Source organism: Variovorax sp. J22R115 (genome assembly GCF_030317005.1).
In the GTDB taxonomy this organism is placed as follows: domain Bacteria; phylum Pseudomonadota; class Gammaproteobacteria; order Burkholderiales; family Burkholderiaceae_C; genus Variovorax.
In genome coordinates, this window is the sequence record NZ_JASZYM010000009.1 from 127,559 (window position 1) to 149,091 (window position 21,533).

Consider the following 21,533-nt stretch of genomic DNA (forward strand, 5'->3'; position numbering starts at 1 on the left):
GTCCGATATCGCAACGATTGGTATGAATTGGTATCCGCATATGCCAATCGAGAACCAATATAGCGAGCGACGCCGCCAGGGTCAATGCGGGGCCGGGTTTGTCCGCAAGGGGCCGGTGCCGGGTCAATACCCAAGCAGATTGCGCCGCACGTGCGTCAGGTGGCCAATGCAGAGTTCATTGGCGCGGGCGCCGTCGCGGTCCTTCAAGGCGGCAACGAGTTCGCGATGTTCGCGCTCGTAGTCCAGACGGCGCTCGGGTGTGGCGCTCCTGCGCTTGAGCATGCCCCACTCGCTTTGCGCCCGCGCTTCGTTCATCCGCTGGAAGACGGCCGAGATGAAGGCGTTGTGCGCGGCATCGGCGATGGCCTCGTGCAGTTTGCCATCCCACAACTCGAACTCCTCGATGGTGTCCGCCGCCTCGCCCCTTTCGCAGCAGTTCTCCATTCGGTCGAAGTCGGCATGGGTGGCATTGCCGACCACCATCGCGATGATCGCGGGCTCCAGCACGAGACGCGCACTCATCAGTTCCGCAGGGCTGGTCGCGAGCGGCGCGCCCCCACGGGTGATGTTCGCCAACGCCTGCACTACTTCTTCGCTGACGTAGGTGCCGCTGCCCACCGTCTGTGTGATGAGCCCCCTTCCCTTCAGGTCCGCGAGGACGCGGCGAACGGCCGACCGGCTGAGTCCGAACTGCCCGCTCAACTCGCGCTCGGTCGGCAGGCGGTGGCCCGCTCGCCATGCGCGCGATTGGAGGTTCTCGAGAATGGCTTCCCGGAGGGTCAGGGCACTTTGCACGATCGCAAGAACGGATGGGTTGAGTGGGGTGCACCGATCGTATCAATCCGATCCCGGCGCAACTTCTATTGTGCACTTGGTATCGGATTGGTAGCATTTGGTCGACATTCAGGAGATCATTTTGCGCATCGCTACATATCAGTACCAAGGCCGCCGGCACGTGGGCCTTGTTTCGCCGGATGGCGCGACGGTCAGGGCGTTCCGGTTCGACCCACCCCGAACTCGCCGCGGCGCACTCTCGCTCGTCGAGGAACGCGCCTCCGGCGCCACGCAACTCCCGCCGACCGGCGAGCCCGTCCCGCTGAGCGACGTCAGGCTGGAAGCGCCGCTGCCCATGCCGCGCCGCAACATTTTCTGCGTGGGCCGCAATTACCACGCACACGCGAAAGAACTCTCGGCTTCGGTTTTCAAGAACAACGCAGCCAAGGTCGATACCTGGCCCATCGTGTTCACCAAGGTGCCCGAGTGCGTGATCGGGCCGAACGATGAGGTCCGGCTGCCGGGCGAGTCCATCTCGGCGCAGATCGACTACGAGGCCGAGCTGGCCGTGGTCATCGGCAAGGGCGGCCGCAACATCTCGCGCGAGGATGCGCTGTCGCACGTGTTCGGCTACACCATCGTCAACGACGTGACGGCGCGCGACGTGCAGATGCGCCACCAGCAGTGGGACCTGGGCAAGTCCTTCGACACCTTCTGCCCGATGGGTCCATGGATCGTGACCGCCGACGAGATGGACGGGACGCGCACCCGGGTGCGTTGCTGGGTCAACGGCGAACTGCGGCAGGACGGACAGACCACCGACTTCATCTTCGACATTCCGACGCTGATCGAAACCTGCTCGCGCGGCATCACGCTCCATCCGGGCGACGTGATCGCGACCGGCACGCCGGCCGGCGTCGGCATGGGGCTGACGCCGCCGAAGTACCTGAAGGCGGGCGACGTGGTCCGCATCGAGATCGACGGGCTCGGCACCCTGGAAAACCGGTTCGTCTGACCCACCCCACGAAACACAACGGAGACAAACACATGCATCAACCCCGACGCGCGCTGCTGCGCGCCGCGCTCCTGGCGGCCGCGTGCTGCGCCGCCACTGCGGCACTTGCCCAGGGGGGCTGGCCCGAGAAGCCGATCACGATGATCGTGCCCTTCCCTCCCGGTGGCGTTGCCGACACGGTGGCACGGCCGGTGGCCGAATCCTTGTCGCGCGAACTGAAACAGACCGTGATCGTGGAAAACAAGGCCGGCGCCGGCGGCGCGGTCGGCATTGGCTTCGTGGCCCGCGCGCCGGCGGACGGCTACACGGTGCTGCTGAGCCTGTCATCGATCTCGATCCTTCCCGAGGCCGATGCGATCCTCGAACGCAAGCCCGCCTATCAGATGAACCAGTTCAAGCCGATCGCCCGCTTCACCGCGGATCCGACCGTGCTGGTCGTGCGCGCTGATGCGCCCTGGAAGACCTTGTCGCAGTTCATCGCCGATGCGCGGGTCAAGCCCGGCACTTACAACTACGGAAGTTCTGGCAACTACGGCACCATGCACGTGCCGATGGAGATGCTGAAGAACTCCGCCGGATTCCGGATGACGCACATCCCTTACACCGGCGCAGGACCCGCCATCGTCGCGTTGCTCGCGGGGCAGGTCGATGCGGTGGCAAGCGGGCCGTCGACCGTGGTGCAGCAGATCAAGGCCGGCAAGCTTCGCGCGCTGGCGCATTGGGGCGACAAGCCGCTGGCCGCGCTGCCGGACGTGCCGAGCCTCGAACAAGCCGGCTACAAGGTGAAGTTCGCACAGTGGTCGGGCCTCTTCGTGCCCGCCGGTACGCCGGACGAGATCGTGCGCAAGCTGCGCGCCGCCTCTGCGAAGGTCGCCGCAGACCCTGCCGTGGCGCAGGTGATCGAGCGCGCCGGCAGCCCCCTGGCCTACCTCGACGCACCCGAGTTCCAGACGTACTGGCATGCCGATGCGAACACGATGACCGACGCGGTCCGCAAGATCGGCAAGGTCGAGTAGCGATGCCAGACAGGTGCGAAAACCAATGCGCAAAAAGGCGGCCCCGACGGCCGCTTTTTTTTGTGCGCCCGCTGGCTTGGAAATAGTTCACGAGAATTGTCGCGCTTTGCGCGTTTGTGCGTACGCCGACGGCCATGCACGGGCGTTGGATCGCAAATAGACCTTGATGTCATATGGAAGGAACGGACATGTGCAGATGACGAAATCCGACAGCTTCGCCACCGCGCACGCAGGAAGATTGGCGTCGGTGTGTCCGGCGCACGCGCCCGGACTTGTGATTGTTTCGACGACAGCACTGGCCTTTCCCATGAACTTTTTCACCTTCTTGTTGTTCTTAACGGAAAAGCAAGAAAAGCAATTTGCTGGAGGCGTTCTTTGTTCTATGCTTTAACCAAGTTCCTGCTTGAGGAGTCGATCCAAAGCGTGCACACATCACCTGGCACCATTCCTGCGAACGATGCAACGTGTGCAGCACGGAGACTCCGGGCAGCGCCCCGCTGACTCGATGGAGGTGTCTATGGATGTCATCAGCAACTTCGCCGCTCGTTACGAGCGTACGCGCGAAGAGGTCCTGTCCCTGCAGGAATACCTTGAGATCTGCAAACGGGAGCCCATGGCGTACGCCACCGCGGCTGAACGTATGCTCGAAGCCATCGGTGAACCCGAACTGGTGGATACGCGCAACGACTCCAGGCTGTCGCGCATCTTCGCCAACAAGGTCATCAAGATCTACCCGGCCTTCCGCGAGTTCTACGGCATGGAGGATGCCATCGAGCAGGTGGTGTCGTACTTCCGGCACGGCGCGCAAGGGCTGGAAGAGAAGAAGCAGATCCTCTATCTGCTCGGCCCGGTGGGCGGCGGCAAGAGCTCGATCGCCGAGCGCCTGAAGCAGTTGATGGAGCACGTTCCCTTCTATTCGATCAAGGGTTCGCCGGTCAACGAAACGCCGCTCGGTCTCTTCGACGCGACGGAAGACGGCGAGATCCTCGAGAAGGAATACGGCATCCCTCGCCGGTACCTCCAGCGCATCCTCTCGCCCTGGGCCGTGAAGCGCCTCGAAGAGTTCGGCGGCGACATCCGCAAGTTCCAGGTCGTGAAGCGCTACCCCTCGGTACTGCGCCAGATCGCCGTTGCCAAGACCGAGCCGGGCGACGAAAACAACCAGGACATCTCCTCGCTGGTCGGCAAGATCGACATCCGCAAGCTCGAGGACTACGCTCAGGACGATCCCGATGCGTACGCCTACTCTGGAGGCCTCTGCCTGGCCAACCAGGGACTGCTGGAGTTCGTCGAAATGTTCAAGGCACCCATCAAGGTGCTGCATCCGCTGCTGACGGCCACCCAGGAAGGCAACTTCAAGGGCACCGAAGGTTTTGGCGCCATCCCCTTCGACGGCATCGTGCTCGCGCACAGCAACGAGAGCGAATGGAAAGCCTTCCGCAACAACAAGAACAACGAAGCCTTCCTTGACCGCATCTACATCGTCAAGGTGCCGTACTGCCTGCGCGTGTCCGAGGAGATCAAGATCTACGAGAAGCTCGTGCGTAACTCGTCGCTCGCGGCTGCGCCGTGCGCGCCTGGCACGCTGCGCATGATGGCGCAGTTCTCGGTGCTCACACGTCTCAAGGAGCCCGAGAACTCCAGCATCTTCAGCAAGATGCAGGTCTACGACGGCGACAACCTGAAGGACACCGACCCCAAGGCCAAGTCCATCCAGGAGTACCGCGATTACGCGGGCGTCGACGAGGGCATGAGCGGCACCTCGACGCGCTTTGCCTTCAAGATCATCTCCAAGGTCTTCAACTTCGACAGCAGCGAGGTCGCGGCCAACCCGGTGCACCTCATGTATGTGCTCGAGCAGCAGATCGAGCGAGAGCAGTTCGCGCCCGAGACGGAGCAGAAGTACCTGTCCTACATCAAGGAGCTGATGGCGCCGCGCTATGCGGAGTTCATCGGCAAGGAGATCCAGACGGCATACCTCGAAAGCTACTCTGAGTACGGACAGAACATCTTCGACCGCTACGTGACCTACGCGGACTACTGGATCCAGGACCAGGAGTACCGCGACCAGGACACCGGCGAAGTCTTCGACCGCGGATCGCTCAACGCCGAGCTCGAGAAGATCGAGAAGCCCGCGGGCATCAGCAACCCCAAGGACTTCCGCAACGAGATCGTGAACTTCGTGCTGCGCGCACGCGCCGGCAACGCGGGCAAGAACCCCCTGTGGACCAGCTACGAAAAGCTGCGCACGGTGATCGAGAAGAAGATGTTCTCCAACACCGAGGAGTTGCTGCCCGTCATCAGCTTCAATGCCAAGAGCAGCGCCGACGAGCTCAAGAAGCACGAGGACTTCGTCAATCGCATGGTGCAGAAGGGCTACACCGCCAAACAGGTGCGTCTGCTGTGCGAGTGGTATTTACGCGTTCGCAAGAGCTCATGATGAGCTGAAGGAGTTCCGGCCGTGGCCATGCTGCAGCAGATCATCGACCGCCGGTTGTCGGGCAAGAACAAGTCCATTGGCAACCGCGAGCGTTTCCTGCGGCGCTACCGCGAGCAGATCGGTGAAGCCGTGCGCCGTGCCGTCAGCGGTCGCGGCATCCGCGATCTCGAACAGGGCGAGGACATCACGCTGCCCAAGCGCGATGTGTCCGAGCCGGTGTTCGGCCATGGCCAGGGCGGCGACCGCGAGTACGTGCATCCGGGCAACAAGGAGTACGTCAAGGGCGACCGCATCGAGCGGCCGCAAGGCGGCGGCGGATCGGGCAGCGGCTCGCAGGCTGGAGACGGCGAAGGCGGTGAGGACGACTTCGTCTTCCGCCTGACCAAGGAAGAGTTCATGCGGGTCTTCTTCGAGGACCTCGCCCTGCCCCACCTGATCCGCACCCAGCTGGCCGAGGTGCCGGAATGGAAGAGCCACCGCGCCGGCTTCGTCAGCGATGGCAATCCGAGCAACCTGCACGTGGTGCGCTCGATGCGAGGCGCACTGGCGCGGCGCATCGCGCTGGGCGGTGACTCGCGGCGCGAGATTCGCGAACTCGAGGCGCACTTGCTGCATCTGCAGCGCAGTCCACGCGCGTCCGACGCGCTGGTGCAACGCGAGATCCGCGAAACCGAAGCCAAGCTCGAAGAGCTGCGCGCCAAGGCCCGGCGCGTGCCCTACCTCGACCCGATCGACCTGCGCTATCGCAACCGCGTGAAAGTGCCGGTGCCTTCCGCCAAGGCGGTGATGTTCTGCCTGATGGACGTCTCGGGTTCCATGGACGAAGCGCGCAAGGACATGTCCAAGCGCTTCTTCATGCTTCTGTACATGTTCCTGACGCGGCACTACGAGAAGATCGACCTCGTCTTCATCCGCCACCACACGCAGGCCGCCGAAGTCACCGAGGAAGAATTCTTCCATGCCACCGAGACCGGCGGCACCGTGGTCTCCAGCGCCTTGACCTTGATGAACGACATCATCCGCGCGCGCTACCCCAGCGGCGAATGGAACATCTACGGCGCACAGGCCAGCGACGGTGACAACTGGCACCAGGACAGCGGCCGCTGCCGCGAACTCCTGAGCGAGCACCTGCTGCCGGTGGTGCGCTACTACGCCTATGTACAGGTAGCCGAGGCCGAGCAGAACATGTGGGAGGAATACACCCAGCTGGTCGGCTCGCACAAAAACTTCGCGATGCGCAAGGTGGCCGACGTGCAGGACATCTACCCCGTATTTCGCGATCTGTTCAAGAAAGAGAGAGGACCGGCGTGAACGCGAAGACCCGTACTCCGTTGCCCAGCCCGTCGGATTGGACCTTCGAGCTGATCGAGCAATACCACAGCGAAATCGCCCGCGTGGCAAGCGGCTACAAGCTTGACACGTACGCCAACCAGCTCGAGATCATCACGGCCGAGCAGATGATGGACGCCTATGCGTCGGTCGGCATGCCGGTCATCTACCGTCACTGGTCCTACGGCAAGCAGTTCATATCCACTGAAAAGAACTACCGCCGCGGCCATATGGGCTTGGCCTACGAGATTGTCATCAATTCCGATCCGTGCATCGCCTACCTCATGGAAGAGAACACTATGGCGATGCAGGCCCTGGTGATCGCCCATGCGGCCTATGGCCACAACAGCTTCTTCAAGGGCAACTACCTCTTCAAGATGTGGACGGACGCCTCGTCCATCATCGACTACCTGGTCTACGCGCGGAAATACATCGCCGAGTGCGAAGAACGCCACGGCGTATCCGCCGTCGAGGACCTGTTGGACTCGTGCCATGCGCTGATGAACCACGGCGTCGATCGCTATCGCCGCCCTCAAAGGCTGTCGCTCAGCCAGGAACAGGCGCGCCGCGAGGAGCGCGAGCATCACCTCCAGCAGCAGGTCAATGACCTGTGGCGCACCCTTCCCCGCCGCAGTGGGCGCAGCGCCGAGGAGGAAGAGGCCTCCAAGCGCTTCCCCGCGGAGCCGCAGGAGAACTTGCTGTACTTCATCGAGAAAAATGCACCATTGTTGGACCCGTGGCAACGCGAAGTGGTGCGTATCGTGCGCAAAATCGGGCAGTACTTCTATCCGCAGCGCCAGACGCAGGTAATGAACGAGGGTTGGGCCACCTTCTGGCACTACACCCTGCTCAACACGCTCTACGACGAAGGCCTCCTGGCGGACGGCTTCATGATGGAGTGGCTGCAGTCGCACACCAACGTGGTCTTTCAGCCACCCATCGGCCACCGCGCGTACAGCGGCATCAATCCCTATGCCCTGGGATTCGCGATGTACACCGACCTCCGGCGCATTTGCGAGAAACCGACCGAGGAAGACAAGCGCTGGTTCCCCGATCTGGCGGGCACCCCTTGGCTGACCTCGTTTGACTATGCCATGCGCAATTTCAAGGACGAGAGTTTCATCGGCCAATTCCTCTCGCCCAAGCTGATGCGCGATTTCCGCTTTTTTGCGGTGCGCGACCAGGAAAGCGAGCCCGAACTCGAGGTGTCGGCCATTCACGACGATAGCGGCTACCGCCAACTGCGTGAATCGCTGTCTCGCCAGTACGACCTCAACCACCGCGAGCCCAACATCCAGGTGTGGAGCGTCAACCTGCGCGGCGACCGCTCGCTCACGCTGCGCCACACGCAGCACAACAACCGCCCGCTGCACGACGATTCACAGGAAGTGCTCAAGCATGTGGCGCGGCTGTGGGGCTTCGATGTCCATCTGGAGAGCGTCGACAGCCAGGGCCGCGTGAATCATCGCAAGGTTCCGGGGCCGCAGGCTGCATAGCAGCCTGGGCGATCAGCGTGGCAGTTCGAGCGTGGCGCGCGCTTTCAGCGCCTGCTCACGGGCGTGACAGCCCTCGACGTGATCGTTGACCAGACCCATGGCCTGCATGAAGGCATAGACGGTCGTCGGGCCGACAAAGCTCCATCCGCGCTTCTTCAAGTCCTTGGACATCGCCGCCGATTCGGCTGAAGTCGTCATCGCTCGCAAGGCCTCGTGCGTGATGCGCTTCGGACGAGAGGCGGCTTCGGGTTCGAATCGCCACGCATAGGCAGCCAGCGAGCCGAACTCCCCGCGCAGTTCAAGCACGCGCTGCGCGTTGTTGATGGTCGACTCGATCTTGCCGCGATGCCGCACGATACCGGTATCAGCGAGCAGCCGGGCCACATCATCGGCGCCGAAGCGCGACACCCGCTCGGCCTCGAACTGCGCAAATCCGCGGCGGAAGGCCTCCCGCTTGTTGAGGATGGTCAGCCAGCTCAGGCCGGCCTGGAAGCCTTCAAGGCACAGCTTCTCGAAAAGGCGCCGGTCGTCCGTGACCGGAAAGCCCCATTCGCTGTCGTGGTAGTCCCTATAGATCTGCGTCGATTCGCACCATCGACAGCGCAACGCGCCGTCCGCGCCTTCGAACAAGCCTGCCCGTTCGCTCATCATGCGGTGGCCTGGCGGTACTTCTGCCATGCATCGGAGGTCGGGGTGGTTCCGGCGCCGGGCTCTTGCGGCAGCACGAAATGGCCGTCCACCACTTCAGCAGGATCGGTGAAGCAGGCCTTGATCCAGGGGATGTACTCCAGCACCTCGCAGGCTGGGTGTGCATAGCTCAGATGCACATGGACCTGGCTCATATCGCCCGCATGCGGCGCAACCGGCAGCCGGAACGCATGTGCAGCCTCGCACACCTGGAGAACTTCAGTGATGCCGCCCATGCGCGTCACGTCGGGCTGCACCCAATGGATCGCCTGCTGCGCGAAGAACTCCGAAAACGCGTCGGCCGTGTAGAGCTGTTCGCCGAGCGCGACCGGAATTTGCGTGGCGCGCGCCAGTTGCGCATGGCCCTTGACGTCGTCGTACCACAGCGGCTCTTCGAACCAGAACACATCGGACGCCTCCGCGCTGCGGCAGAAGCGCAGGCAATCCGCCAGGCTCCACTTGCCGTTGCCGTCGACCGCCAGCGTGACTTCCGGCCCGATCGCCTGTCGCACCGCCTCGAGCCGGCGCAGGTCACGGTCCACGGTCGAACCGACCTTGATCTTGATGCCGGTGAAGCCGTCCTCCACCGCACGCCGTGCGCCTTCGACCAGCTTGTCGTCCGCGATGCTGAGCCAGCCGATGTCGGTGTTGTAGGCCCGGACCTTCTGTCGAACCTGGCCACCGAGGAGCTTCCAGAGCGGCACGCCGGCGGCCTTGGCCTTCAGGTCCCACAGCGCGATGTCGATCGCCGCGAGCGACAGCGTGGTGATGCCGGCGCGGCCGATCCATTGCAGCGCGGGGTTGCGCGCGAGCTTGAGCCACAGCCGGTGCACGTCGTTCGCGGCCTCCCCGACCAGCAGCGGCGCATGGCAGGTCTCGATGCAGCGCGTGATGAGCTGGTCGCCGGGCAGATGCGCGTGCGTGCCGGTGAAGCCGTAGCCCTTCAGGCCGTCTTCGGTTTCGATCTGCGCGCCGACCACGCCCCAATGCGTGATGCTGTGCGTGCTGTCGGCGATCTGGCTGCCGGTGACCGGCACGTGCAGGATGAAGGGCTGGACGGACTTGATCTTCACTTCGGCTCGCTCACGCGCACCAGCGCCTCGATGGCGAGCGGATAGCCCTTCACGCCGAAGCCGACGATGATCCCGCGCGCGGCGGGCGAAATGTACGAGTGATGCCGGAACTCCTCGCGCGCATGCACGTTGGAAATGTGCAGCTCGATCAGTGGCACGTTCGCGCCCTTGATCGCATCGTGCAACGCGATCGACGTGTGCGTGTAGGCGCCGGGATTCATGACCACGCCGAGCATGCGACTCGCCGCCACCTCGCGGCCCGCCTCATGAATCCAGTCGATCAGTTGGCCTTCGTGGTTGGACTGTCGGCACTCGATTTCCACGCCGAGCTTGGCGCCCGTCTCGGCGCACATGCGCTCGACGTCAGCCAGTGTTTCATAGCCGTATTGAGCAGGTTCCCGCGTTCCGAGCAGGTTCAGGTTCGGGCCGTTGAGGACAAGGATTTTCTTCATGATGTGACGCTCCTGTGCCGGGCATCTTATAGTGCCCGGTTCCCGAATCGAACCCCCAAGGACCCATGAAAACCAAAGCCGCCGTCACCTGGAAATCCGCCGCGCCCCTGACCATCGAGACCGTCGACCTCGAAGGCCCCCGGTTCGGCGAGGTGCTGGTCGAGATCAAGGCCACGGGCATCTGCCACACCGACTACTACACGCTGTCGGGCGCCGATCCCGAAGGCATCTTCCCGGCGATCCTCGGCCATGAAGGCGCAGGCATCGTGGTCGACGTCGGCCCCGGCGTGACCACGCTCAAGAAGGGCGACCACGTCATCCCGCTCTACACACCCGAATGCCGTCAGTGCAAGTTCTGCCTCTCGCGCAAGACCAACCTGTGCCAGCTGATCCGCGGCACCCAGGGCAAGGGCCTGATGCCCGACGGCAGCAGCCGCTTCAGCCTGGACGGCAAGCCCATCTTCCACTACATGGGCACCAGCACCTTCAGCAACTACACGGTCGCGCCCGAGATCTCGCTGGCCAAGATCCGCGAGGACGCGCCCTTCGACAAGGTCTGCTACATCGGCTGCGGCGTGACCACCGGCATCGGTGCGGTGATCTTCACGGCCAAGGTGGAAGCCGGCGCGAACGTGGTCGTGTTCGGCCTCGGAGGTATCGGCCTGAACGTGATCCAGGGCGCGAAGATGGTGGGCGCAGACAAGATCATCGGTGTCGACCTGAACCCCGCGCGCGAGGCGATGGCCCGCAAGTTCGGCATGACGCACTTCATCAACCCGAAGGACACGCCCAACGTGGTGGACGCCATCGTCCAGCTCACCGATGGCGGCGCGGACTACAGCTTCGAGTGCATCGGCAACACGCAGGTGATGCGCCAGGCGCTGGAATGCACGCACAAGGGCTGGGGCCGCAGCATCATCATCGGCGTGGCCGAGGCGGGTGCGGAGATCAGCACGCGCCCCTTCCAGCTCGTGACCGGCCGCAAGTGGGAAGGCTCGGCCTTCGGCGGCGCGCGCGGACGCACCGACGTGCCCAAGATCGTCGACTGGTACATGGAAAACAAGATCAACATCGACGACCTGATCACCCACACCATGCCGCTGGAAGACATCAACAAGGGCTTCGACCTCATGAAGCGCGGCGAGTCGATCCGCGGCGTGGTCCTGTACTAGCACTGCCATGACCCGTATGGACGCACTGCGCACCATCCGAGCCGGCGTGCTGGACGTCTCGTACTTCGAGGCTGGTCCGCCAGATGGGCCGCCGGTGCTGCTCATGCATGGCTTCCCCTACGACGTCCACAGCTACGTCGAAGTCGCCCCCATGCTGGCCGATGCGGGATGCCGGGTGATCGTGCCGTACCTGCGAGGCTACGGCGCCACGCGCTTTCTGAGCGCCGCGACGCCGCGCTCCGGCGAACAGGCCGCGCTGGGCGCAGACCTGCTCGCGCTGCTGGATGCGCTAGCGATCCCGCGCGCGGTGCTGGCCGGCTACGACTGGGGCGGTCGCGCCGCATGCGTGGTAGCGGCGCTCTGGCCCGAGCGCTGCGCGGGGCTGGTGTCCTTCAACAGCTACAACATCCAGAACATCGCCAGGGCGATGGAGCCGGAGGTCGCGGAGAACGAACACCGGCTCTGGTACCAGTACTACTTCCACAGCGAGCGCGGACGTGCCGGGCTCGCGGCCGATCGCCGCGGCATCGCCCGGCTGCTCTGGCGACTCTGGTCGCCGACCTGGAAGTTCGACGATGCGACCTTCGAGCGCAGTGCAGCAGCCTTCGACCATCCGGATTTCGTCGAGATCGTGATCCACTCGTACCGTCACCGCTTCGGTCTCGTGCCGGGCGACCCGGCCTATGCCGCCATCGAGGCTCGGCTGGCCGCGCAACCGTCCATCACCGTGCCGACCATCACCTTCGATGGCGCCGACGATGGCGTTCGGCCGGTGGCCGATGCCTCCGCGCATGCGCACCACTTCACCGGACCCCGTTCGCACCGCGTCGTGCCCGGCGTCGGCCACAACATGCCGCAGGAGGTACCGCGCGTGTTCGCCGATGCGGTACTCGAACTCGTACCCGCACGCAAGACATGACAGACAACCTGAAGACTCTTTCGGAACACCGCTGCTTCGGCGGCGTGCAGCGATTCCACGAACACGCCTCGCGAGAGATCGGCCTGCCGATGCGCTTCTCGGTGTACCTGCCGCCGCAAGCGGAGCATGGACCCGTGCCCGCCGTGATGTACCTCGCAGGTCTGACATGCAACGAGGAGACCTTCATGGTGAAGGCCGGCGCGCAGCGCGTCGCGGCCGATCTGGGTCTTGCATTGATCGCGCCGGACACCAGCCCCCGCGGGCAGGCGGTCGAGGGCATCGAGGGCGCGACGTCGAGCTGGGACTTCGGCATCGGCGCCGGCTTCTATCTGGACGCGACCGCCGAACCCTGGGCCGAGCACTGGCGCATGGAGAGCTGGCTGATCCATGAGCTGCTCCCGCTCGCCACGCAAGCCTTTCCGATCGATGCGAAGCGCATCGGCATCTTCGGCCACTCGATGGGCGGCCATGGGGCGCTGACGCTCGCACTGCGGCATCCGGGGCGGTTCAAGTCGCTGTCGGCCTTCGCGCCGATCTGCGCACCTTCTCAGTGCCCGTGGGGCGAGAAGGCGTTCAGCGGCTACCTCGGCAATGACCGCAGCGCGTGGCTGGCGCACGACGCCTCGGCGCTGATGCAATCGCAAGTGGTCGCGCCCTATCCGGAAGGCATCCTGGTCGACCAGGGCCTGGCCGACAAATTCCTGGCCGAGCAATTGCATCCGCACTTGTTCGAGGCTGCATGCTTCGCAGCCGGACAAGCGCTGACCATGCGGCGGCACGAGGGCTACGACCACGGCTATTACTTCATCCAGAGCTTCATCGCTGATCACCTCGCCCATCACAGCAAGCTCCTGCGAGCCGCTTCGGCCACCGCCGCCTCATGAATAAAGACCTTCCTCCGCTGCCCGGACGCGAGCAAATCGCGCTGCTCGAACCATTCGAAGGCCTCGGACTGCAGGACATCCGGGTGGTCACCACGCTTCGGGAAGCCCAAGACGCGACGAAGGCGCTGCTCGCGAGCGGCGTGGTGGGCTTCGACACCGAATCGAAACCGACCTTCGCGAAGTTCGAGGTGTCCGGTGGCCCGCATGTGATCCAGTTCGCGACGCTCCACGAGGCTTGGCTGTTCCAGTTGCATCGCACGGAGTTCCACGGCGAGCTGGGTGCCTTGCTCGCGTCGACCGAACTTACGAAAGTGGGATTCGGCCTGTCGAGCGATCTGGGCCTGATCCGCCAGCGCTTCGGCGTGGAGCCCCAAGCCGTATTCGATATCGACAGTGAATTCCGCCACCGCGGTTATCGCAAGTCCGTGGGCGTGAAGACCGCCGTGGCACTGGTGTTCAACCGCCGATTCATCAAGTCGCGCAAGGCCACGACGTCGAACTGGGCCAACCGGCAGCTCACCGACGCGCAGCTGCGCTACGCAGCCAACGACTCGTACGCGGCGATCCGGGTGTTCGACGCGCTCGGGCTCCGCGTCGGCGCCTAGCTCAGCGGGGCGGGTCCAGCGAGCCAGGCGCGCGTCTGCGCGACGAGTTCCGCCCTCAGCGCCGTCGCATCGACTTCCAGCACACCCGACTCACCCACGGGTGACTCCAGCGTCGCGAATTGGTTGGCGACCAGGCTGGCCGGGAACATGTGGGCACCGGCCCGCGACGCGACCCGCCGCTCGGACTCTTCGCGCGTCAACGCCAGGAACACGAAGCGCAGCCCTGGCACGGCGGCGCGGAGCCGGTCGCGGTAATCGCGCTTGAGCGCCGAGCAAGTGAGCACCGCGCCCTCCGGATGGCTGGCCAGCTCCCGGCCCAAGGTGGCGAGCCAGCCAGCACGGTCAGCATCGGTCAGAGCAATGCCGGCGCGCATCTTGCTCACGCTTTCCGGCGAGTGGAAGTCGTCACCTTCGATCAGCGGCAGCGCCAGTTCGCGCGCCAGTTCTGCACCCAGGCTGGACTTGCCGCAGCCCGAAACGCCCATCACCACCAGCCAGTGAAAGCTGTCGCCGCCGGGAACGTAAAGCTGCTGCATAGGCTCCATTGTGTTGCCATCTCTCCTTATGATGGCGGCCTCGTTGTCGATAAGTAACAAGTCGTTTCCATGGTTCAGCTGGCTCTGCGTCGCCCGTACACCTTCATCGTGATGGCGATGCTCATCGTGCTGGCCACGCCGTTCGTGTTGCTTCGAATGGCGACCGACATCTTTCCGGAAATCAATATTCCGGTCATCAGCATCATCTGGAACTACGGCGGACTGCCGGCCCAGGAGATGGGCCAGCGCATCGCCGGTCAAACCGAGCGCAGCCTGACCACGACGGTCAGCGACATCGAGCACATCGAGTCGCAGTCGCTGGCGGGCGTGACCGTCATCAAGGTCTTCTTTCAGCCGACGGCGAACATCGAGACGGCCATCGCTCAGGTGGTGGCCTCGATGCAAACGCAGGTCCGCCAGTTGCCGCCGGGGATCACGCCGCCGCTGGTCATCAAGTATTCGGCATCGAGCATTCCGGTCATCCAGCTCGCGCTGTCGAGTCCCACGCGCCCGGAGAATGCGCTGTTCGACGCGGCGATCAATCAGCTGCGGCCGCAACTCATCACCGTGCCCGGCGTGGCGGTGCCCTTCCCCTACGGCGGCAAGAACCGGCTCATCTCGGTCGACCTCGACACCCAGGCGATGCAGGCGCGCGGCCTGTCGCCCACCGACGTGGTCAACGCGGTCAATGCGCAGAACCTGATCCTGCCGTCGGGCACGGCCAAGTTCGGCGCCACCGAATACAGCGTGCGCATGAACGGCTCGCCCGAAGCCATCGCCGGTCTCAACGACTTGCCGGTTCGCACTTCCGCCGGCGCGACCACCTACCTGCGCGACGTGGCGAACGTGCGCGACGGGTTTTCGCCGCAGACCAACGTGGTGCGGCAGGACGGCGTGCGCGGCGTCCTGTTGTCGGTGCTGAAGAACGGTGGCGCATCGACGCTGGACATCGTCTCCAACCTGCGCGCACTGCTGCCCGTCGCGGCGCAGGGCATGCCGGCGGACATCAAGATCACGCCGCTCTTCGACCAGTCGGTCTTCGTCAAGGCCGCCGTGCAGGGCGTGGTGGCCGAAGCCATCATCGCCGCGGCGCTCACGGCGGCGATGGTGCTGCTCTTCCTGGGCAACTGGCGCAGCACGCTGATCATCGCGCTGACGATTCCGCTGTCGATCCTGGCGTCCATCCTCGTGCTCTATGCGCTGGGCCAGACGCTCAACCTCATGACGCTGGGCGGCCTTGCGCTCTCGGTCGGCATCCTGGTCGACCAGGCGATCGTGACGATCGAGAACATCGAGCGCCATCTGCACATGGGCACCGAGCTCAACGAGGCCATCCTGGTCGGCGCCGGCGAGATCGGCCCCGCGGCTTTCGTGTCGACGCTGTGCATCTGCATCGTGTTCGTGCCGATGTTCTTCCTGTCGGGCGTGGCGCGCTTCCTCTTCGTGCCGCTGGCGGAAGCGGTGGTGTTCGCGATGCTCGCGTCATACATCCTTTCGCGCACGCTGGTGCCGACGCTGGTGATGCTGCTGATGGGGGGCGTGCACGCCAAGGCCGCAGCCGAAACCGGGCCGAGCCTGCTGCAGCGCGTGTACCGCAGCTTCGACCGCCGCTTCGAGCGCGTACGGCGCGCCTACACGCTCGTGCTGTCGGCCCTGCTGGCGAAGCGCGGCCAGTTCATCGCGCTCTTCCTGGGTTTCTGCGTTCTGTCGTGCCTGCTGTATCCGGTGCTCGGGCGTGACTTCTTCCCCGGCGTGGACGCGGGGCAGATCCGCCTCCACATGCGCGCCCCCACCGGTACCCGCATCGAGGAAACGGCGCGACTGGCCGACGAAGTCGAAGCGGCCATCCGGCAGCTGATTCCCAAGGACCAGCTCGAGACCATCCTCGACAACCTCGGCGTGCCCAACAGCGGCATCAACCTCTCCTACAGCAATGCCGGCACCATCGGCACGCTGGACGGCGAAATCCTCCTCTCGCTGCGCGACGGGCACAGGCCGACCGAAGAGTTCGTGTCGCTGCTGCGTGCGGAGTTGCCCAAGCGTTTTCCGGGCACGGAGTTCTTCTTCCAGCCGGCGGACATCGTCACGCAGATTCTCAATTTCGGCCTGCCCGCCGCGATCGACGTGCAGTTCAGCGGCAACGACGTCAACGCCAACGCTGCCCTCGCGGCGGAACTGGTCAAGGCCATCCGGCAGATTCCCGGCGCGGTCGATGCGCACGTGCACCAACGGCTTGACGGCCCCGGCCTGAACCTGCAGATGGACCGCACGCGGCTGCAGCAGTTCGGGCTGACGGCGGCGAACGTCGGGCAGAACGTGCTGATCGCGCTGTCCGGCAGTTCGCAGACGGCGCCGGCCTTCTGGCTCAACCCGCAGAACGGCGTGGTCTACAACATCGCAGTGCAGTCGCCGCAGTACAACGTGGACTCGCTTGATTCGCTGCTCAACATCCCGGTCGGCGCAGGCGGCGGAGCCGCGGCTTCCGGCAACGCGCCGCAGTTGCTGGGCAACCTGGTCGACGCCCAGCCCGGCAGGCAGCCGGCGGTGGTCTCTCGCTACAACATCAGCCCGGTGGTCGATGTGTACGTCAGTGTCCAGGGGACCGACCTCGCGAGCGTGGCGTCCAAGGTGCAGGCGCTGGTCGACGAGATGAGACCCAAGCTCTCGCGCGGCAGCCAGGTCACGGTCCGCGGCCAGGTGCAGACCATGCAGTCGTCCTTCATCGGACTTGGAATCGGGCTGGCGATGGCGATCGTGCTGGTCTATCTGTTGATCGTGGTCACCTTCCAGTCGTGGATCGATGCTGCCATCATCATCACCGCGCTGCCGGCGGCATTGGCCGGCATCGCGTGGATGCTATTCATCACCGGCACGACGCTCAGCGTGCCGGCATTGACGGGGGCGATCATGACCATGGGCGTCGCGACGGCGAACAGCATCCTGCTTGTGGCCTTCGCGCGCGAGCGGCTTTCGGCAGGCACGCCTCCATTGTCGGCCGCGCTCGAAGCCGGCGCCACGCGCATCCGGCCGGTGCTGATGACGGCGCTGGCGATGATCATCGGCATGATCCCGATGGCGCTGGGGCTCGGCGAAGGTGCCGAGCAGAACGCGCCGCTCGGCCGCGCCGTGATCGGCGGCCTGCTGTTCGCCACGGTGTCGACGCTGTTCTTCGTACCGGCAGTCTTCGCCGAAATCCACAGCCGCCGTGCGCACCGCCAGGCGGCGCGCAACGCCGCCTCATCTGCACCACCCTCGCTCGGGGCCGAGCCCCAGGAGACCTGAAAACATGTCGGAGCAACGCCACGCGGCATTGGCCATCCACCCGATCGCCGTCGATGAGGACGGCGATCACCACGAGCTGCCGAAGCGCCGGCAGATCGTGCGCCGCACCCGGATCGTGGTGCTCATCGTGCTCGCTCTGCTGGCCGTCGGCGCCGCGCGCACCGTGTTCGTCCGCATGAGCAATGCGCGCGCACTGGAGGCCGGCACCGCCGAGCGCGCCGCGCAGTACGTCAAGACCGCCCTGCCCCAGACGGCTGCCGCCGGCCAGACGCTGGCGCTGCCAGGCACGCTGCAGGGCTTCGTGCAGTCGCCGATTTCGGCGCGCGCCAGCGGCTACCTGCGGCGCTGGACCAAGGACATCGGCAGCCGCGTCGAAAAGGGCGAACTCCTGGCCGAAATCGAGACGCCGGAAATCGACCAGCAGCTCTCCCAGGCCATCGCGGCGCGACAGCAGGCAGCCTCCGGTCTGGAACTGGCGAAGAGCACGGTCGCGCGCTGGGAAAACCTGCGCAAGAAGGATGTGGTCTCGCAGCAGGACCTGGACGAACGCCGCAGCGCGCTCGCGCAATCCACCGCGAACCTGGCCGCCGCCGATGCCAACATGCAGCGGCTGCGGCAGACCGAGGGATTCAAGCGCGTGCTGGCGCCCTTCGCCGGCGTGATCACGCGGCGCAACGTCGACGTGGGCGACCTGATCGATGCCGGCGGCGGTGGCGGCGGGCGGGCCCTGTTCATGCTCGCGCAGACCGATCCGCTGCGGGTGTACATCAACGTGCCGCAGGCCTATGCCCAACTCATCAAGGCGGGGCAGCCGGTCGTGGTCACCCAGGCAGAACTGCGCGGCCAGAGTTTCAAGGGCGAAGTGGCGCGCACCTCGGGCGCGATCGACACGACCACGCGGATGATGCAGGTCGAGGTGTCGCTGCCCAACAAGGACGGCACCCTGCTCCCCGGCGCTTACGTCCAGGTTTCGCTGCCGCTCGCGGCCAGCCAGTCGCTCACCATTCCGGCCAACGCGCTGATCTTCCGGGCCGAAGGTACGCGCGTGGCAGTGGTCGATGCGCAGGGGCGCGTCCACCTGCGCACCGTGCAGCTCGGCCGCAACTATGGAGAAACGGTCGAAGTGCTCGATGGCCTCGGCGCCACTGACCGGCTGGTGCTGAATCCGTCCGATTCGCTGGCCGAGGGCGATGTCGTCGTGGTTGCCAAGGAACCGGCGTGAGCTTGCCGCGGATCTCGATTCTGGCGGTCGCGCTGCTGGCGGGCTGCGTTGCAGGGCCAGACTACCGGAAGCCGCCCGTCGACGTGCCGGTGACCTGGCGGCTCGAAGAGCCGTGGCGCCAGGGAACGCCCAGCGACGCCGAGGACAAGGGCCCGTGGTGGCAGCGTTTCGGCGATGCGCAGCTCGATGCGCTGCAGCAGAAGGCACTGGCCAACAACCCGACGCTGGACCTCGCCGCCGCGCGGCTGGCGCAGGCGCGTGCATCCCTCGCTGGCAGCGAGGCCGCCCGCTATCCGCAAGTCGGGCTCGGCGCGCGCGCGGCGCGTTTCCAGATCTCCGAGAACCGTCCGCTCACCAACTACAACGCCCCGAATTTCTCGACGGTGCAGAACGACTTCGCCCTGTCGCTCACGGCGAGCTACGAGCTCGACCTCGCAGGGCGCGTACAGCGATCCGTCGAAGGCGCAACAGCGTCGGCTGCCCAGTCGACTGCCGACCTCGAGAACACGCGCCTGCTGCTCACGACCGACCTGGCGTCGAGCTACTTCAACCTGCGGTCGATCGACGTGGAACTGGACGTGCTGGCGCGCTCCATCGCGCTGCAGCGCCGAGCGCTGGAGTTCGTGACCGACCGCCACGAATTGGGCGCCGTGTCCGGCCTGGACGTGGCGCAGCAGCAAGCACTGCTCGACAACACCCTGACACAAGTGGACGTGCTGAAGAAGCAGCGCTCCCAGTACGAACACGCGATCGCCACGCTGAGCGGAACGCCCGCGCCCGTGTTCTCGATCGCGCCCGATCTCAAGCCGCTCGAGCCGCCAGCGATTCCCATCGGCGTACCGTCCGATGCGTTGGAGCGTCGGCCCGACGTCGCGTCCGCCGAGCGCGCGATGGCGGCTGCCAATGCGCAGATCGGCGTCGCCACCGCAGCCTTCTATCCGAGCGTGATGCTGTTGCCGACCGGCGGCCTCGACAGCCGCACGATCTCGACCTTGCTCGACGCCAACAGCCTTCTGTGGTCGATCGGCGTTTCCGCCACGCAGACGATCTTTGATGGCGGCCGCATTCGCGCCAACGTCGATTTCACGCGTGCCGGCTATGACGCCGCCGTGGCCAACTACCGCCGGGTCGTCCTGACTGCAATGCAGGAGGCCGAGGACGGCATTACCGGCCTGGCCTCGCTGGACCGCGCATCGACGCAGGCACTCGCGGCCGTCGCGAGTTCGCGCCGCGTGCTGGAAATGGCGGCCAGCCGCTACGAGGGCGGCGCGTCGATCTATCTCGATGTGATCACCGCCCAGCAGGCCCTGCTCAACACCGAACGCCAAGCCGCGCAGATCAACGGCCAGCGCATGCTGACCTCGGTCTTTCTAGTGAAGGCGCTCGGCGGCGACTGGTGCGGCGTCGAGCCCCGCGGCGCGACCGAAGCTAGAACAGGCTGCCCTGCCCCGCTGCGCCAGGTGGTCGGAACGCGCTGAGATCGAACGTGGTGCGATCCCGGCCAAAGCCGATGCGCTGCGTCGCCTTCTCAAAGCGCTGACGGATCAGGTCGGCCCACAACCCGCTGCCTTTCATGCGGGTCGCGAAGTCGGCGTCGTAATCCTTGCCCCCGCGCATCTCGCGGATGCGCGCCATGATGCGGCCCGCACGCTGCGGGTAATGCAGCTCCAGCCATTGCTTGAAGAGCGGCGCGACTTCCCAAGGCAGACGGATCACCGTGTAGAAGGCGCTGCGCGCCCCAGCCTCCCAGGCCGCTTCGAGCACCTGCTCCATGTCCTCGTTGACGAAGGGAATCTGCGGCCCCACGCTCACGCCCACCGGCACGCCCGCTTCGGCCAGCGTCCGCACGGTGCGCAACCGGCGGTGCGGCGCGGCCGCGCGCGGTTCGAGCTTGCGCGCGAGTTCGCCGTCCAGCGTGGTGATGGTGACGTACACGGCCGCCAGGTGCTCGGCCGCCATCGGCGCGATCAGGTCGAGGTCGTGCTCCACCGCGCTGGACTTGGTAACGAGGCCGAAGGGGTGGCGCGTTTCCTTCAGCAGTTCGATCACCGATCGCGTGAGCCGCAGTTCGCGCTCGATCGGCTGATAGCAATCCGTTGCGGTGCCGATCACGATGGGGCTGGGCACGTAGCTCTTGCGGCCCAGTTCGGCGCGCAGCACCTCGGCGATGTTGCGCTTGGCGATCAGCTTGGTTTCGAAATCGAGCCCTGGCGACAGATTGAGGTAGCTGTGGGTCGGACGGGCGAAGCAGTAGATGCATCCGTGCTCGCACCCTCGATAGGGATTGAGCGAACTGTCGAAGGGCACGTCGGGCGAATCGTTGTGGGTGAGCACCGACCTGACGTTTTCGAAGCGCACTTCTGTGGCGAGCGGCGGCAAGCCCTCGGCGTCGGCCGCGCCTTCCTCGAGCGTGCCCCAGCCGTCGTCGAAGGCGTTGCGCGTGTCGCGCTCGAAGCGATGCGGCAGGCGCGTGGCCGCGCCCCGGCCCTTCAGGGCATGCAGCGGGATAAAAACATCGGCCATGATCGTCACCCAAAATACTGTATGAAACAACAGTATTCCATCTTTCCGTCGCCGATGCAGCAAGCGCTTGTTACCGATGAGCGGACGGAGGCGTAAGCTTCATCCTCC

Annotated in this window: 19 protein-coding genes; 13 read left to right on the forward strand and 6 right to left on the reverse strand. The window is 65.2% G+C overall.

What is annotated here, in order from left to right:
• Window positions 1-123: 123 nt before the first annotated feature.
• Window positions 124-795: a FadR/GntR family transcriptional regulator gene (locus QTI04_RS17290; RefSeq protein ID WP_286616700.1), complete on the reverse strand. Its 672-nt coding sequence runs from the start codon at window positions 793-795 to the stop codon at window positions 124-126.
• Window positions 796-916: 121 nt separating this feature from the next.
• On the opposite strand from QTI04_RS17290, the gene QTI04_RS17295 reads away from it, so the two are divergent.
• The 6 genes from QTI04_RS17295 (at window position 917) to QTI04_RS17320 (ending at window position 8,070) form a co-directional block, all read left to right on the forward strand.
• A complete protein-coding gene (locus QTI04_RS17295; RefSeq protein ID WP_286599846.1) occupies window positions 917-1,789 on the forward strand; it encodes a fumarylacetoacetate hydrolase family protein in 873 nt (290 codons plus the stop codon).
• 32 nt (window positions 1,790-1,821) lie between these two features.
• Complete coding sequence (locus QTI04_RS17300; RefSeq protein WP_286616701.1) at window positions 1,822-2,805, forward strand: tripartite tricarboxylate transporter substrate binding protein; 984 nt, start codon at window positions 1,822-1,824, stop codon at window positions 2,803-2,805.
• Between the two features lie 196 nt (window positions 2,806-3,001).
• Window positions 3,002-3,196: a hypothetical protein gene (locus QTI04_RS17305; RefSeq protein ID WP_286616702.1), complete on the forward strand. Its 195-nt coding sequence runs from the start codon at window positions 3,002-3,004 to the stop codon at window positions 3,194-3,196.
• Window positions 3,197-3,322: 126 nt separating this feature from the next.
• Window positions 3,323-5,245 (forward strand): PrkA family serine protein kinase, encoded by a 1,923-nt coding sequence (locus QTI04_RS17310; protein WP_286599844.1) that lies wholly within the window; start codon window positions 3,323-3,325, stop codon window positions 5,243-5,245.
• Window positions 5,246-5,266: 21 nt separating this feature from the next.
• Window positions 5,267-6,556: a YeaH/YhbH family protein gene (locus QTI04_RS17315; protein WP_286599843.1), complete on the forward strand. Its 1,290-nt coding sequence runs from the start codon at window positions 5,267-5,269 to the stop codon at window positions 6,554-6,556.
• Window positions 6,553-8,070 carry a SpoVR family protein gene (locus QTI04_RS17320; RefSeq protein WP_286599842.1) on the forward strand — a complete coding sequence of 506 codons (1,518 nt, stop codon included), beginning with the start codon at window positions 6,553-6,555 and terminating at the stop codon, window positions 8,068-8,070. The genes QTI04_RS17315 and QTI04_RS17320 overlap by 4 nt, the downstream gene beginning before the upstream one ends.
• 12 nt (window positions 8,071-8,082) lie before the next feature.
• Here the strand turns inward: QTI04_RS17320 and QTI04_RS17325 are convergent, their stop codons facing one another.
• Genes QTI04_RS17325 through aroQ form a run of 3 tightly spaced genes read right to left on the reverse strand, consistent with a single transcriptional unit; the run spans window position 8,083 to window position 10,282 of the window.
• A complete protein-coding gene (locus QTI04_RS17325; protein ID WP_286599840.1) occupies window positions 8,083-8,718 on the reverse strand; it encodes a DNA-3-methyladenine glycosylase I in 636 nt (211 codons plus the stop codon).
• A complete protein-coding gene (locus QTI04_RS17330) occupies window positions 8,718-9,830 on the reverse strand; it encodes a mandelate racemase/muconate lactonizing enzyme family protein (RefSeq protein WP_286616704.1) in 1,113 nt (370 codons plus the stop codon). The genes QTI04_RS17325 and QTI04_RS17330 overlap by 1 nt, the downstream gene beginning before the upstream one ends.
• A complete protein-coding gene (gene aroQ / locus QTI04_RS17335) occupies window positions 9,827-10,282 on the reverse strand; it encodes a type II 3-dehydroquinate dehydratase (RefSeq protein ID WP_286616705.1) in 456 nt (151 codons plus the stop codon). The genes QTI04_RS17330 and aroQ overlap by 4 nt, the downstream gene beginning before the upstream one ends.
• A gap of 65 nt (window positions 10,283-10,347) precedes the next feature.
• Here aroQ and QTI04_RS17340 point away from each other — a divergent pair, with 65 nt between their 5' ends.
• Genes QTI04_RS17340 through QTI04_RS17355 form a run of 4 tightly spaced genes read left to right on the forward strand, consistent with a single transcriptional unit; the run spans window position 10,348 to window position 13,862 of the window.
• A complete protein-coding gene (locus tag QTI04_RS17340; RefSeq protein ID WP_286616707.1) occupies window positions 10,348-11,454 on the forward strand; it encodes an S-(hydroxymethyl)glutathione dehydrogenase/class III alcohol dehydrogenase in 1,107 nt (368 codons plus the stop codon).
• Between the two features lie 7 nt (window positions 11,455-11,461).
• Entirely contained in the window at window positions 11,462-12,373 is a 912-nt protein-coding gene (locus QTI04_RS17345) for an alpha/beta fold hydrolase (protein WP_286616708.1), read from the forward strand.
• A complete protein-coding gene (fghA, locus tag QTI04_RS17350; protein WP_286616709.1) occupies window positions 12,370-13,257 on the forward strand; it encodes an S-formylglutathione hydrolase in 888 nt (295 codons plus the stop codon). Before QTI04_RS17345 ends, fghA begins: the two co-directional genes overlap by 4 nt.
• Window positions 13,254-13,862 (forward strand): 3'-5' exonuclease, encoded by a 609-nt coding sequence (locus QTI04_RS17355; RefSeq protein ID WP_286616710.1) that lies wholly within the window; start codon window positions 13,254-13,256, stop codon window positions 13,860-13,862. The genes fghA and QTI04_RS17355 overlap by 4 nt, the downstream gene beginning before the upstream one ends.
• Here QTI04_RS17355 and QTI04_RS17360 read toward each other — a convergent pair.
• Window positions 13,859-14,347 (reverse strand): gluconokinase, encoded by a 489-nt coding sequence (locus tag QTI04_RS17360; protein ID WP_286616852.1) that lies wholly within the window; start codon window positions 14,345-14,347, stop codon window positions 13,859-13,861. The genes QTI04_RS17355 and QTI04_RS17360 overlap by 4 nt on opposite strands.
• Before the next feature lie 120 nt (window positions 14,348-14,467).
• On the opposite strand from QTI04_RS17360, the gene QTI04_RS17365 reads away from it, so the two are divergent.
• From QTI04_RS17365 to QTI04_RS17375, 3 genes are read left to right on the forward strand one after another with little or no spacing between them, the layout of a single operon-like run.
• Entirely contained in the window at window positions 14,468-17,680 is a 3,213-nt protein-coding gene (locus QTI04_RS17365; RefSeq protein ID WP_286616711.1) for an efflux RND transporter permease subunit, read from the forward strand.
• Window positions 17,681-17,684: 4 nt separating this feature from the next.
• A complete protein-coding gene (locus tag QTI04_RS17370; protein ID WP_286599827.1) occupies window positions 17,685-18,902 on the forward strand; it encodes an efflux RND transporter periplasmic adaptor subunit in 1,218 nt (405 codons plus the stop codon).
• Window positions 18,899-20,380, forward strand: a complete 1,482-nt coding sequence (locus QTI04_RS17375) for an efflux transporter outer membrane subunit (protein WP_286616714.1) — start codon at window positions 18,899-18,901, stop codon at window positions 20,378-20,380. The genes QTI04_RS17370 and QTI04_RS17375 overlap by 4 nt, the downstream gene beginning before the upstream one ends.
• Here the strand turns inward: QTI04_RS17375 and QTI04_RS17380 are convergent.
• Window positions 20,331-21,425, reverse strand: coding sequence for a PA0069 family radical SAM protein (locus tag QTI04_RS17380; protein WP_286599823.1), 1,095 nt, complete (start codon window positions 21,423-21,425; stop codon window positions 20,331-20,333). The two genes, QTI04_RS17375 and QTI04_RS17380, sit on opposite strands and share 50 nt — an antisense overlap.
• Between the last annotated feature and the right edge of the window lie 108 nt (window positions 21,426-21,533).